Consider the following 13,244-nt stretch of genomic DNA (forward strand, 5'->3'; position numbering starts at 1 on the left):
GTAACATCGAACCCGTGACGACGCCTGTTCCGAGGATCTGAATCTCGACCGTGAACAGCACCAACACCCAGCCCGGAGACCGCGAGACACTCGTTCGAGTGGCTTGGTACTACTACCGAGACAACCTCACCCAGGCGCAGATCGCCAAGCGACTCCACGTGTCGAGAGCCACCGCCGGGCGCCTGCTCGATCGAGCCCGCCAGACGGGCGTGGTGACCATCGAGATCGACACGTCGGGTGTCGGCGGCCTCGAACTCGCGGAGAGCATCTGCGCTCGCTACGGACTCGACGACGTCGTGATCATTCCGCAGGACGAGCCGTCGATGTCGGGACAGGCCACCAACTCGCGGCTCGCGCTCGAAGCAGCGCACTACCTGTCGCGTTACCTCAAGCCGGGCGCCACCATCGGCGTCGGCTGGGGCGACACGGTGATGCGCGCGATGCAGGTGCTCAAGCGGGAAGCGTTCCGCGACGCATCGCTCGTCACGCTCACCGGCGGCATCGATGCGTACACGCCGAAGGTCACCGGCATCGGCAATGCGGCGCTCTCCGACTTCATCCGCTTCATCCCGTCGCCGTTCCTCGCGTCGAGCCCCGAGGCGGCGAGCATGTTGCGTCGCGAACGCGCCGTGACCGACGTGATCGAGTTGGCCAAGACGGCCGACGCGTCGCTGATCGGCATCGGCGCGGTCGACCGCAACGCCACCATCCTGCAGAACGGCATCGTCTCCGACGAGCAGTTGACCACGCTGCGCGATCACGGCGCCGTCGGCGACATCTTGGGCGAGTGGTACGACCCCGCGGGTCGGGTCATCGACGGCGAGTTCCAACAGCTCCGCATCGGTGTGGCGGTGAGCGATCTGCAGTCGATGAGCAACGTCATCGCGGTCGCCGGTGGCATGGACAAGCTCGAAGCGATCCGCGCTGCGCTCAACGGTGGCTGCGTCAACGCGCTGATCACGTCGGAAGACGTGGCCCGCGGGTTGCTGCTGCCTGCCCGTCACGGCTGAGTGCGGTCGTCGACGGTCTCACCCATCGATTGCGGCGACTGGCCGTACACGTTCTGATAACGGTCGAAGAGCGAGTCGATCGCCTCGTTCGGAATCGACAACGGGTCGCCCTGCTCGCGGGCGAGATGCACGGTGCGCGCGACGTCTTCGACCATGACGGCCGCCTTGACCGCATCGCGTGCGTTCTTGCCGATGGTGAAGGGTCCGTGGTTCTGCATGAGCACCGCTCGCGAGCGGTGTCCGGTGAGGGTCTCGACGATGCCCTGACCGATCGAAGCGTCGCCGATGACGTGGAACGGAGCGACCGGAACCGGGCCGCCGAACTCGTCGGCCATCGCCGTGAGCACACACGGGATCTCTTCGCCGCGTGCGGCCCACGCCGTGGCGTACGTCGAGTGGGTGTGCACCACTCCCCCGACGTGCGGCATCTCGCGATACACGTACGCGTGCGTGCCGGTGTCGCTCGACGGTTTGCGGTGGCTGCCGAGGCTCCCCTCGACGGGCACCCCGTCGAGGGTGCAGAGCACCATGTCGTCACCGCTCAGGTCGTCGTAGTCGAGGCCACTCGGCTTGATGATGAACAGGTCGTGTCCGGGGACGCGCGCCGAGATGTTGCCCGCGGTCCAGGCAACGAGTCCGTTCCGCAGGAGCTCGAGGTGGAGCGCGGCGACTTCGTCGCGCAGCTCACCGAGCTCCGGGCCGTACAGTTCGACTTCCTCGCTGGGGGTCATTGCTCTCCTCTGTGCGTGCTGGGTGTCGGCACCGTTCCGGGAACCGCCCGGTCGATGCGACGGATGTTCAGGTCCGACGCCGGGTCGAGTGCACCGGCGGCGATCGATGCCACCGTCCTCGAGACGACGTCGAGATGTCGGATGGCGTCGCTGACGCCGACTTCGACGAGTTCGACCGACGCCACGGCGTGCCCGGCGAACGGTGCGGAGGGCGAGCCCGTGGCATCGCCCTGTTGCTCGTCGTCGATCACCACGATGCGACCACCTGCGTCGGTCAGCGCGACGTCGGCCAATGCGGCGGCGAACGGTGCTGCTTCGGCGACGGCCGCGCTCGTCGCCACGACCGTGTCGACGCCACCGAAGCGTTCGGCACAGCGCTCGATGGTCGCCACGATGTCGTGCTCCGCGGTCTCGACGTGAGCACCGGCGGCGGCGAGTCGAGCGACGAGTCCGTCGGCGAACGCGGGCTCGGTGGCGGCGACCACGACGACGCGCCCGCTGAGCATCGGCACCGTCTTGCGGCGCAGCTTCGCTTCTTCGAGACTCCAGTACTCGATGCGGAACTTCTCGGAATCGGGAATCGGCCGGTACGTCGACACCGACTCGGCGCCGCGCATCGAGTTGATCGCGTTGACGTAGTAGGCACCGCACACGCGTGCGGTCCGGGCGTCGGCGGCGAAGCTGAACATCCCGACTCCGGGGACGAGCACGATCCGAGGATCGGCGCCGCGCATGGGCGGCGAGTCGTCGGTCGCGTGCCGCCGGTAGTACGCCGCGTACTCGTCGCGGTAGCGGCGATGGGCTTCGTCGAGCGTCGCCGCGATCGCCGACCGATCGACAGTCGGATCGACGGCCGGATCGACGTCCAGATCGACGTCGAGGAACATCGGCGCGACCTTGAGGCGGAGGTAGTGGTCGGGGCAACTCGTGCCGAGCGCGGCGAGTTCCTCGGCCCGCTCGCGTGACACGAAGTCGAGCACGACGTCGCTGTCGTCCCAGTGCCCCACCATCGGTTCGTCGTGCGATGCGCACGCGCGGATCATCGGGTGGATCACACGGGCGACGGCCGCCCGCCGGTCGGGGTCGAGTGGGCGGCGCGAGTCGACGACGGCGCCCAACGGGTCAGCGCAGCCCTCGCGTTCGAGGAACTCCTCGGCGGTGCGGATCATCCAGAGCGAGTTGGCTTCGCACTCGGCGCTGGTGGCACCCCACGCGGTGGTGCCGTGGCCGCCGAGCACCACGCCCACCGCCTCGGGGTGCTCGCGGTGGAGACGCGCGATCTGGAGGCCGAGTTCGAACCCGGGCCGCCGCCAGTCGACCCACAGCACTCGACCGCCGTAGATGCGCTCGGTGAGTTCGGGGCCGTCGACGCTCGCTGCGATCGCGATCACACCGTCGGGATGGAGGTGGTCGACGTGCGGCGCGTCGACGAGCGCGTGCATGGCGGTGTCGATCGACGGCGCCGGGCCCGGTTCGCCGAAGCAGCATCGGGTGAACAGCGGCACCATCTCGTCTTCGTGGTCGGGTCCTCGGTAGACGCGCTGCATGGCGACGATGCGTTGGCGTTCGAGCACGGCAATGTCCCCGGCGGTGAGCGTGGCCAGGTCGCTTCCCGACCCCTTCACCCAGAGGAGTTCGACGTCGTCGCCGCTGACCGGGTCGACGGCGACGCCCTTCGCCGACGTGTTGCCGCCGCCTTCGTTGGTGTTGCGCGTGTCGGCGCCCAGCCGATTGCTCCGCTCGATCAGCGCGCTGAGTGGGCCGGGTGTGGCCTGGCGTTCTTCGGTCGCGTTCACGGCCTCACCGATCGTCGCAGCGATGACCGGGTCATCGACTGGCGCCATCGCGGATGTCGAGCAACCGCTTCATGATCGGGCCGAGCGCGCCACTCGCTGCGAACGTGTCGTGCAGCGTGGTGAAGTCGGCGTACAGCTCGTCGTAGACGGCAGCGCTCGCCGTGTCGGGACGCACGACGTCGGTGCCGGCCGGGGCGAGCGCGCCCTGCGCCGCTTCGATCGACTCGAAGTGTCCGCCCGCGACCGCGGCGACGATCGCCGCGCCGTGTGCGCTGCCCTGGCTGGTGCTGGCGATCGTGATGTCACGGCCGAACACGTCGGCGTACACCTGCATCATCCACTGCGCGTTCGTCGGGAGGCCACCGGCCGCGACGACGGTGTCGATCGGCGTGCCGTTGGCTTCGACGGTCTCGAGGATTCGGCGCGCACCGAACGCTGTCGCTTCGACGAGCGCCCGCAGGATGTGGTGCGGTTCCGATCGCAGCGTGAGGCCGACGATGAGTCCGCTGAGGCGTTGATCGACGAGGACCGAGCGGTTGCCGTTGAACCAGTCGAGGGCGAGCAGGCCGTGCTCGCCGGCGCGCATCGACGCCGCCCGCTCGCCGAGTTCGGTGAGAGCGCGAGCCGGTTCGTCGGCGCCGAGAACGGTCTGCGCGAACCAGTTGAAGATGTCGCCGACCGCGGACTGTCCGGCCTCCACGCCGATGAATCCGGGGACGACGCTGTCGCGGACGACGCCGCACATGCCGGGGATGTCTGGCAGTTCGCCCGGTGCCGGTTCTTCGATGACCGTGACGTCGCAGGTGGAGGTGCCCATGACCTTCACGAAGGTGCCGACCTTCGCGCCGGCGGCGATGCCGGCGGCGTGGGCGTCGAAGTGCCCGACGGCGACCGGCGTGCCGGCGACGAGTCCGGTGCGCTCGGCCCATTCAGCGGTGACGTGTCCGGCGACTCGGGCGGCGGGCCAGGCCGTGTCGTAGAGCCGCTCGCGCAGGTCGGCGAGCGCCGGGTCGAGCATGGCGAGGAACTCGACGTCGGGCAGACCGCCCCAACTGTCGGCGTACATCGCCTTGTGCCCAGCAGCTGTGACGGTGCGGCGCAGTTCGCTCGGTGCCGACGTGCCGGTGAGCACGCCGACGATGTAGTCGCACAGCTCGACCCACGAGTAGGCCGCTTCGAAGACCTCCGGGTCTTCCTCGCGGCAGTGCAGGATCTTCGCCCAGAACCACTCGGCCGAGTAGGTGCCGCCACAGGCCCGGATGAGCTCGGGCCGGTGTTCCCAGGCGAGCTCGGTGATGCGCGCCGCTTCCTCGTGCGCCGTGTGGTCTTTCCACAGCCACGCCTTCGCGGCCGGGCGGTCGGCGAATCGTGGATGGTCGGCGAGCGCGACGCCGGCGATGTCGACGGGAATCGGCGTCGATCCGGTGGTGGCGAACGCGACGCCGACCACGTCGCCGGGGTCGAAGTCCGCGCGTGTCTCCTTCGCTCGAGCCAGGCTCTCGCGGAGGGTGTGCTCCATGCCCGATCGGTAGTCGGCCGGTTCTTGGCGTGCGAGGTCGGGCAGTTCGGTCGAGATGACGACGCCGTCGACGCCGCTCGGATATGGAGCGACAGCCTCCGCCACCTCGGAACCATCCGAGAGGTCGACGATCACGGCGCGACATGAGCTCGTTCCGTAGTCGAGACCGATGGAGAAGTGAGACATGAAAGATCCCTGAGGTGGCGGAGGCGGTCGGTGGGGGGTACTCGGGAAGCGAGGGAGCGCACGTGGGGGAGGCCCGGCGCGCCCCCTCACTTCCATTCAGACATCGAGCTCTGAGATCAGAAGTCGAAGTCCGCGATGTTGTCGGCGGTGAACATGAGCGGCTTGTCGTACAGCACTTCGCCGTCGGCGCCGACGGTGTAGGTGCCGGCCTCACCGGCGTCGATGACCTGGCCCTCTTCGGCCGTGATCTCACCGCTCACGAGCTGCGCTGCTGCCACCGTGGCGACGTAGCCGAGCTCGGCCGGGTCCCACAGGGCGAACGCTGCGCTCGAGCCGTCGTTGATGAAGTCGCGAACCGAGCTCGGCAGTGCGAAGCCGGTTGCCCAGACCTCGCCCGACATGCCGGCGTTGACGATCGCCTGCTGCGCTGCGGGAGCCGAGACGGCCGACGACGAGATGATGACCTTGAGGTCGGGGTTCGCCTGGATGAGGTTGAGCGCGATCTCCTGGCTCTTGGCCGCATCGTCACCGGCGAACTGCACTTCGTCGACGTACGACAGCGACGAGTACGCCGGGTCACCGTCGATGAACTCCTTCATGAAGTTCACGTGTGCCGTGTGGTTCGGTGCCGTCGGCGAAGCCGAGATGAATGCCACCAGGCCGCCGTCGGGCGAGTTGAGCAGCGCTGCATCGAGCATCGTGCGTGCCGCCAGCTCGTAGCTGAGCTGGTTGATGAAGAGGTCACGGGCGTCGACGTTGGCGTCGGCGTCGTACGTGACGACCTTGATGCCGGCATCGCGAGCGTCGTTCAACGCCGGAGCGATGGCGTCGCCGTCGATGGCGCTCACGACGAGTGCGTCGGGGCTCTGCGGGATGGCGTTGGTCAGCGTGGCGATCTGCTCGGTCGCTTCGGGCTTGTCGGAACCGATGTACTGGAAGTCGAGACCGAGATCTTCGCCTGCCTGCTCGCCGCCCTCGCGGGCCACTTCGAAGTAGGCGAGGCCGGTGAACTTCGGTGCCATGAAGATCTTGGCGCCTTCCGACGAACCGGCTTCTTCCGGAGCGTCGCTCGAAGCGGGTGCTTCCGCCTCGGCGACGGAGTCGTCGGATGCTTCCTCTGCGTCGTCGTCCGATCCACACGCGGCGAGTGCCATGGCACCCACCAGGACCGGAGCGATCAGTTTCCTGAACGTTCGCTGTTGCAACATTTTCTTCCCCTTGATATGTCGTGGCTGCGGTTGCAGCCGGTTGTTTCCTTACGAAGCGTTTGACGCTGCAGGTTCAGCAGCGTCGGAACGTCCCGACTGTGTGATGACCGGAGTCCGTTGGAGGCCGCGCACGATCTGTACGAGCTTCGGGACGCCGATGCTGGCGATGAGCAACAGACCGACCACGAGCGTCTGGCTCGTCCCGGGCACGTTGGCGAGCTTCATGCCCGTCTGGATGGTGCCGAGCAGGATCAGTGCGAGCAGCACGCCGACCGCACGTCCGCTCCCGCCCTTGATCGAGACGCCGCCGAGCACGACGGCGGTGATGACGAAGAGGATGCTCCCGTCGGCGTTGTCGCCGCGAGCGCTCTGGTACTGGCCGACCCAGATGATGCCGGCGAGGCCCGACAGCACGCCGGCGAGGACGTAGCCGATGACCTTCGTGCCGATGACCGAGATGCCCGCCATGCGCGAGGCCTCGGGGTTGCTGCCGACGGCGTAGCTGTAACGGCCGAACGAGGTGTAGGCCAGCAGCGCTGCGGCTCCTGCGCCGACCACGAGCAGGACGATGATCGAGACCGGAACGGGCCCGATCTCGCCGTCGCCGAGAACGAGGTAGCGGTCCTCGCTGATGACGCTGCCCTGGTCGCCGGCGATGAGGAACGCGATGCCGCGGAATGCTCCGAGGGTGCCGAGCGTGACGGCGAGCGATGGCAGGCCGGCGACGGCGACGAGCGCACCGTTGACGAGACCGAGCAGCGCGCCGACGGCGAGCACGGCGAGCATCGCCACGATCACGGGGACGCCGTCGTCGGCGAGCTTGGCGTAGAGCACGCTGCCCACCGCGAGGGTCGATGCCAGCGAGATGTCGATCTCGCCGTGCAGGATCACGGGCAGGAGACCGAACGCCATCAGCCCGAAGATCACGTAGAACTCCGCCGACGAGACGAGGTTGTCTCGGTTGAGGAAGTAGGGCGAGAGACGGCTCGACCAGACGAAGGCGAGTCCGATCAGGACGACGAGCAGCAGTTCCCACGAGTAGCGGCGAGCGAGCCTCACGCGTCGACCTCCATGATCCGGCGGCGCGTCGTGGCGCTCAGCACCTTCTTGCGCACGATGGCGTCGACCCCGACGGCGGCGACGATGGCCGCACCCTGGATGAGCAGTCGGTAGTACTCCTGTACTTGGAGCAGCACGAGTCCGTTGTTGATCGTGGCGAGCACGATCGCTCCGACGGCGGCACCGAAGACGCTGCCGCTGCCGCCCCAGATGCTGACGCCGCCGATGACGACGGCGGCGAGCACCTGCAGTTCGATGCCCGAACCGAGCAGCGAGTTGATGTTGCCGACGCGAGCGCCGAGCAGCAGACCGGCGATGGCGGCGACCACACCGGCGCCGGTGTACGCGCCGAGGATGATCCGGTTGCTGCTGAGGCCGAAGTACTCGGCCGCCTTCGGGTTCGAGCCGAGGGCGTACAGCGACCGGCCGCCCGGCGTCTTGCGCAGGACGAGGCCGACCAGCGCGACCACGCCGGCCGCCAGCCAGACGTAGGCCGACAGCCCGAACCAGTTCGCCATCGCCAGGTCGCGCATGTACTGCGGGAGTTGACCGCTCGTGACCTCCTTGGCGTCGGCGTAGAACGAGACCGAGCCGCGGTAGATCGACAGCGTGCCGAGGGTGGCGACGATCGACGGAATCTCGAGGAACGACACGAGCACCCCGTTGATGAAGCCGAGCACCGCGCCGATGAGCACCGCGATCAGGATCACGAAGGGTTGGAGTGCGGTGGTCTCGCCGCTCAGGTCGAACACGACGTAGGCGGTGAGCCCCATGATCGATCCGACCGAGAGATCGAGGTTGCCGGTGAGCACGACGAGCGTCTGCCCGGCAGCGGCGATCATCAGGATGGCCGAACTGAACAGGATGCTGCGCCCGTTGTCGAGCGTGAGGAACCGCGGTGCCGTGATCGTGAAGGTCACGACGAGCAGCAGGAGGAAGACGAGCACGCCGAGGAATCGGACCTTGAGGGCGAGGGCGCCACTCGTAGTGCCGAACCGGTCGAGGAACGAACCGGTCGGGGGTGCGGTCGAGAGATCGGTGGTGGTCATGCCACGGTCGCTTTCGTTGCCCGTTGTGTGGCCGCCGCCAGGATCGACTCCTGGGTCGCCGTCGCCGTCTCGAGATCGACGACGATGCGGCCACGCGACAGCACGAGCACGCGGTCGCTCACCGCGAGCACCTCGAGCATGTCGGACGAGATCATGAGGATGCCCATGCGCTGCTTGCGGGCGAGCTCGCGCATGATGTCGTGCACCTGCGCTTTGGTGCCGACGTCGATGCCGTGTGTCGGTTCGTCGAGCAGGAGCACCGTCGGTTGTTTCGCGAGCCACCGGGCGATGGCGACCTTCTGGCGGTTGCCGCCCGACAGCGAACTGACGAGGTCACCGATCTCGCCTTTGATGCTCAGTGCGCTGCGCTGGTCTTCGGCGAGGCGCCGTTCGCCGGCGCTGTCGACGATGCCGCCTCGGCCGAGCGACTTGAGGCTCGGCAGCGCGATGTTGTCGACGATCGGCATCGTCGAGATGATTCCCTCGGCGTCGCGGTTCTCGGGGAGGTACACGAGCCCGAGGTCGGCCATCTGGCGAGGCGATCGGGGTGCGACGGTCTCACCGTGGATCTCGACCTCGCCCTCGACGCCCTTGCTCAAGCCGAACAGCGCCTGGGCGATCTCGGATCGGCCGGCGCCGACGAGTCCGGCCATCGCGACGATCTCGCCTTCGCGGATCTCGAAGTCGATCTCGTCGAACACGCCGGGGAGGGAGAGACCGCTCACCTTCAGGCAGACGTCGCCGAGCGGTTCGGTGCGTGCGACGTTCTCGAGCACCACCGAGCGTCCGACCATCTGGCGGATCATCTCGTCGTCCGACAGGTCGGCCGACGGCGAGGTGATGACGTGCTGGCCGTCGCGCAGCACCGTGATCGTGTCGGCGAGCGCCCGGATCTCTTCCATCCGGTGCGAGATCCAGATGATGGCGGTGCCGGTGTCGCGCAGGCGCCGGACGACTTCGTAGAGCTTTTCGGCTTCGCTCGGCGTGAGTGCGCTGGTGGGCTCGTCGAGGATCAGCACGCGGAGATCGGAGGAGAGGGCGCGGGCGATCTCGACGAACTGCGCTTCGGCGACGGTGAGCCCGGCCACCATCTGGTCGACGTCGATCTCGAAGCCGACGTCGGCGAGCAGTTCGCGAGCCCGCGTCTTCATGGCGGCGTGGTCGATGAAGGGGCCGCGGCGAGGAAACTGCCCCGTCATGATGTTCTCGGCCACCGACAGGTGCGGGAACAGGTTGGGGTCTTGGTACATCGCCGCGATGCCGGCGGCGCGGGCGTCGAGCGGCGTCTTGAACTTGGTGGCGACACCGTCGACCGAGACGACACCGGCGTCGCCGGGTCGGATGCCGGTGATGATCCCGACGAGCGTCGACTTGCCGGCGCCGTTCTCTCCGACGAGGGCGTGGATCTCGCCGGCCTGGACGTCGAACGACACGCCGCGCAGCGCGTGCACCGCTCCGAACGACTTGGAGACGCCGTCGACGCGGAGCCGCGGGGCGGCGTCCTGCTCCGTTCGTTCCATGGGTCTCCCCTCGACCGCTGGCCGGCGCGCCCCGATGGCTCGCCGTTGCGGGGACGAACATACGGAAACGACCTTCGTCAGGGCAAGCCAATGCTCACAGGTTGAGCATATGCTCACCGGCTCGAACGGAGACCGGTCGCTCGAACGGCGAGCGACGTGGTGTCGGCTGGAGCCGGCTCAGGCTGGCTGAGCAGCGAGTTCGCGCAGTATCGCCGTGTAGTTCTCGACGCCCTGCGCTCCGGTGACGAGATGCCGGCGGTCGAAGACCATCGACGGCACGCCACGGATGCCTTGCTCGATCCAGAAGTTCTGCTGCGCGCGGACGTCGGCGGCGAAACGCTGGTCGGTGAGCACGGCTCGCGCTTCCGACGCATCGAGGCCGACTTCCCCGGCGATGTCGGCGAGCACGGCGACGTCCGACAGGTCACGCCCGTCGGTGAAGTGGGCGGTGAACAGCGCCATCTTCAGGTCGTGCTTGCGGCCCTGTTCGTCGGCCCAGTGCAGCAACTGGTGCGTGTTGAACGTGTTGTGCATGCGCGTGTGGTCGGTGAAGCGGAACTCGAAGCCGAGGTCGGCACCGAGGTCGGTCATCTGCCGGCGACTCTGCGCCGACTGCTCTGGTGTCGAGCCGTACTTCTCGGCGATGTGCTCGGTCATGTCCTGGCCTTCGGCCGGCATCTCGGGATTGAGTTCGAAGGGATGCCAGTGGATGACGTGGTCGGTGCCGGTGTCGTCGAGGGCCTGCTGGAGTTGGCGGTAGCCGATGATGCACCAGGGGCACATCACGTCGGAGACGATGTCGATTCGCAGTGGCGTGGTCATGTGAGTTCCTTCGTGGTCGGCAACGACTGGCGAGGCGGCGATGGTGGTGGTGGTGGCGGCGGTGCGGTGTTGATGAATGGTCGTGCGGTGTTGATGCATGGTGACGCGGTCGCGGCTCGGAGCCCGGGGGGGGCGGTGGCCCCGAGCCGCGAGCGGTCACGCGTCGACGGCGGCTCGCTCCCAGGCGAACTTCTGGAACGCCGGGTCGATCGGGGTCTTCGCGAAGTGGTTGGTGTAGTTCGACATCAGCTTCTGTGCGGTGCCGAGGATCACTTCCAAGATGTTGGTCTGCGTGAAGCCGGCGTCCAGGAAGGCCTGTGTATCCGCATCGCTGACGAATCCACGGTGACGGATGACGTTCAGGGTGAAGGTGCGGAGCGCTTCGAGCTTGGCGGTCGGGAGGGGCGTCTCGTTGCGAAGTGCGTCGGTGATCGCGTCGTCGACCTTCATCATCTTGGCGATGGCGGTGTGCGCCGGGACGCAGTAGTGGCAGTTCTGCTCGACGTTGGCGGTCTGCCACACGACGGTCTTCTCCTCGTCGGTGAGCGTGGTCGCCATGAACTGCTGGTGGGCGAAGTTGTACGTGGCGAGCAAGCCGGGGGCGTCGGCCATCACGGCGTGCAGTCCGGGGATGCGGCCGTTGTTCTTGAGCGACGTTTCGAGGAGCTCCTTGGAGCCTTCGGGGGCGGTGTCGATCGTGTGGTGCGTGAACTCGGTCATGGGGGGGTGTCCTTCTGCTTCCGGGTGAGTCGTGGTCGAGTCGAACGACGGTGACGTGGTCGTTGTCGATGACGTCGGCCTTGTCGACGTCGTTCGATCTATTTTGGAATGCGTGATACTGTAACAAGCGTTTCCAAATAACCAACCCGCGACGAACGACGTCGCTCACGTCACCTCGGCGCACCGATCAGCCCTCGCCACCTAAACTGGAACACGAGATGCAGAACAACGCCGACACCGTGACCGCCGACGAGCGCAGCGCGACACGTCGGCGCGCACCCGGAGGCGGACGCAAGAAGACCTTCGATCCCGACGTCGTGCTCGGTCAGGCGCTCGACGTCTTCTGGGAGCACGGGTACGCCGACACGACCACCCGGCTGCTCGAAGACGAACTCGGCCTCAAGGCGTCGAGCATCTACAACGCGTTCGGGTCGAAGGGCGAGCTGCTCGACGCTGCGGTCGCCCAGTACCTCCAGCGCCTCGATCGCGAGATTCTCACGCCACTGCGCACCGCCGACGACCCGCTCGACGGCCTCGATCAACTCATCCACGCCGTGTCGATCGGCATCGACGGCGAACATCGATCGGGCTGTCTGATCGTGTCGCTGCTCACCGAGAACGCGGCGCGCGACCCGGCGCTCACCGCGCACACCGACGCCTACATGGCGGCACTTCGCAGCGAGCTCACCGACACGCTCGAACGGGCGGTCGACGCGGGTCTCATTCCTGCCGACACCGTCGCCGAGCGGATCGAGTTGCTCACGACCGCCATTCTCGGCATCAACGCCGCGGCCCGCGGTCGACTCGGCCCCGACACGGTCGAGGCGATGGCCGACTCGGTGCGCGCCCAGATCGCCCGCTGGCGTCTCACGCCTGCCGACTGATCAACCGGCGAACACGCCGGATCGGGCTCGACCGACGGCACGCGACAGAATGCGTCGATGGACGCGTTGACCTCTCCGACCTGGTTCATCGACTCCGAGAGCCCCGAGGTCGCGACGTTCGTCGAACGAACCCTCAATCGCAAGGACGCCGCCCTCGGCCCGGTTGCCGACGACCCGACGGAGCGGGCCGTCGCCCTGTTCCTCGCCGTGCGTGACGGCATCCGCTACGACCCGTACGACGTGTCGAGGGAGCCCGGCGACTACCGAGCGAGCGCCATCGCCGGCGGATCACCGAACTGGTGCGTGCCCAAGGCCGTGCTGCTCACGGCGGCGGCACGTCACGTCGGCATCCCGGCCCGACTCGGATTCGCCGACGTCCGCAACCACCTCACCAGCGAGAAGCTGAGTGACACGATGGGCACCGACCTGTTCGCCTGGCACGGCTACAGCGAGCTCCTGCTCGGCGAGCGGTGGTTCAAGGTCAGCTCAGCGTTCAACATCGAACTGTGCCGCAAGGTCGGCACAAAGGTGCTCGACTTCGACGGCACCGACGACGCGCTGATGCACCCGTACGACGAGGCGGGCCATCGGCACATGGAGTACGTCGAGCAGCGCGGCAGCTACGACGATCTTCCGCTCGACGCGATCTTCGCCGACTTCGACGAGCTCTACGGCGACTTCGGATCGGGCAGCCCCGCCGGCGACGACGTCTTCGGCTGACGCCGTTCGGCCGCGCTCGC

General features: G+C 67.6%; 12 protein-coding genes. 3 read left to right on the plus strand and 9 right to left on the minus strand.

Going from position 1 to position 13,244, the window contains the following annotated elements; all coding sequences use genetic code 11:
• Positions 1-98: 98 nt before the first annotated feature.
• On the plus strand, positions 99-1,010 hold the full coding sequence (locus tag YM304_RS20130; RefSeq protein WP_162142125.1) for a sugar-binding transcriptional regulator: 912 nt from the start codon (positions 99-101) through the stop codon (positions 1,008-1,010).
• Here YM304_RS20130 and YM304_RS20135 read toward each other — a convergent pair.
• From YM304_RS20135 to YM304_RS20175, 9 genes are all read right to left on the minus strand, one after another.
• A complete protein-coding gene (locus tag YM304_RS20135; protein WP_015443578.1) occupies positions 1,001-1,741 on the minus strand; it encodes an L-ribulose-5-phosphate 4-epimerase in 741 nt (246 codons plus the stop codon). The genes YM304_RS20130 and YM304_RS20135 overlap by 10 nt on opposite strands.
• Positions 1,738-3,585, minus strand: coding sequence for a class II aldolase/adducin family protein (locus YM304_RS20140; RefSeq protein WP_051071523.1), 1,848 nt, complete (start codon positions 3,583-3,585; stop codon positions 1,738-1,740). The genes YM304_RS20135 and YM304_RS20140 overlap by 4 nt, the downstream gene beginning before the upstream one ends.
• Positions 3,569-5,242, minus strand: a complete 1,674-nt coding sequence (locus tag YM304_RS20145) for a ribulokinase (protein WP_015443580.1) — start codon at positions 5,240-5,242, stop codon at positions 3,569-3,571. The genes YM304_RS20140 and YM304_RS20145 overlap by 17 nt, the downstream gene beginning before the upstream one ends.
• Before the next feature lie 116 nt (positions 5,243-5,358).
• A complete protein-coding gene (locus tag YM304_RS20150) occupies positions 5,359-6,450 on the minus strand; it encodes an autoinducer 2 ABC transporter substrate-binding protein (protein ID WP_015443581.1) in 1,092 nt (363 codons plus the stop codon).
• A gap of 48 nt (positions 6,451-6,498) precedes the next feature.
• On the minus strand, positions 6,499-7,509 hold the full coding sequence (locus YM304_RS20155) for an ABC transporter permease (RefSeq protein WP_015443582.1): 1,011 nt from the start codon (positions 7,507-7,509) through the stop codon (positions 6,499-6,501).
• On the minus strand, positions 7,506-8,558 hold the full coding sequence (locus YM304_RS20160) for an ABC transporter permease (protein ID WP_015443583.1): 1,053 nt from the start codon (positions 8,556-8,558) through the stop codon (positions 7,506-7,508). Before YM304_RS20160 ends, YM304_RS20155 begins: the two co-directional genes overlap by 4 nt.
• A complete protein-coding gene (locus YM304_RS20165) occupies positions 8,555-10,078 on the minus strand; it encodes a sugar ABC transporter ATP-binding protein (RefSeq protein WP_015443584.1) in 1,524 nt (507 codons plus the stop codon). The genes YM304_RS20160 and YM304_RS20165 overlap by 4 nt, the downstream gene beginning before the upstream one ends.
• A 177-nt stretch (positions 10,079-10,255) precedes the next feature.
• Positions 10,256-10,900: a DsbA family oxidoreductase gene (locus tag YM304_RS20170; protein ID WP_015443585.1), complete on the minus strand. Its 645-nt coding sequence runs from the start codon at positions 10,898-10,900 to the stop codon at positions 10,256-10,258.
• A 156-nt stretch (positions 10,901-11,056) separates the two neighbouring features.
• Positions 11,057-11,620 carry a carboxymuconolactone decarboxylase family protein gene (locus YM304_RS20175; protein WP_015443586.1) on the minus strand — a complete coding sequence of 188 codons (564 nt, stop codon included), beginning with the start codon at positions 11,618-11,620 and terminating at the stop codon, positions 11,057-11,059.
• Positions 11,621-11,838: 218 nt separating this feature from the next.
• Here YM304_RS20175 and YM304_RS23270 point away from each other — a divergent pair, with 218 nt between their 5' ends.
• Positions 11,839-12,504, plus strand: a complete 666-nt coding sequence (locus YM304_RS23270) for a TetR/AcrR family transcriptional regulator (RefSeq protein ID WP_015443587.1) — start codon at positions 11,839-11,841, stop codon at positions 12,502-12,504.
• A gap of 57 nt (positions 12,505-12,561) precedes the next feature.
• Positions 12,562-13,224 (plus strand): transglutaminase-like domain-containing protein, encoded by a 663-nt coding sequence (locus YM304_RS20185; protein ID WP_015443588.1) that lies wholly within the window; start codon positions 12,562-12,564, stop codon positions 13,222-13,224.
• Positions 13,225-13,244: the final 20 nt, after the last annotated feature.

This window comes from Ilumatobacter coccineus YM16-304 (assembly GCF_000348785.1).
In the GTDB taxonomy this organism is placed as follows: Bacteria; Actinomycetota; Acidimicrobiia; order Acidimicrobiales; family Ilumatobacteraceae; genus Ilumatobacter_A; species Ilumatobacter_A coccineus.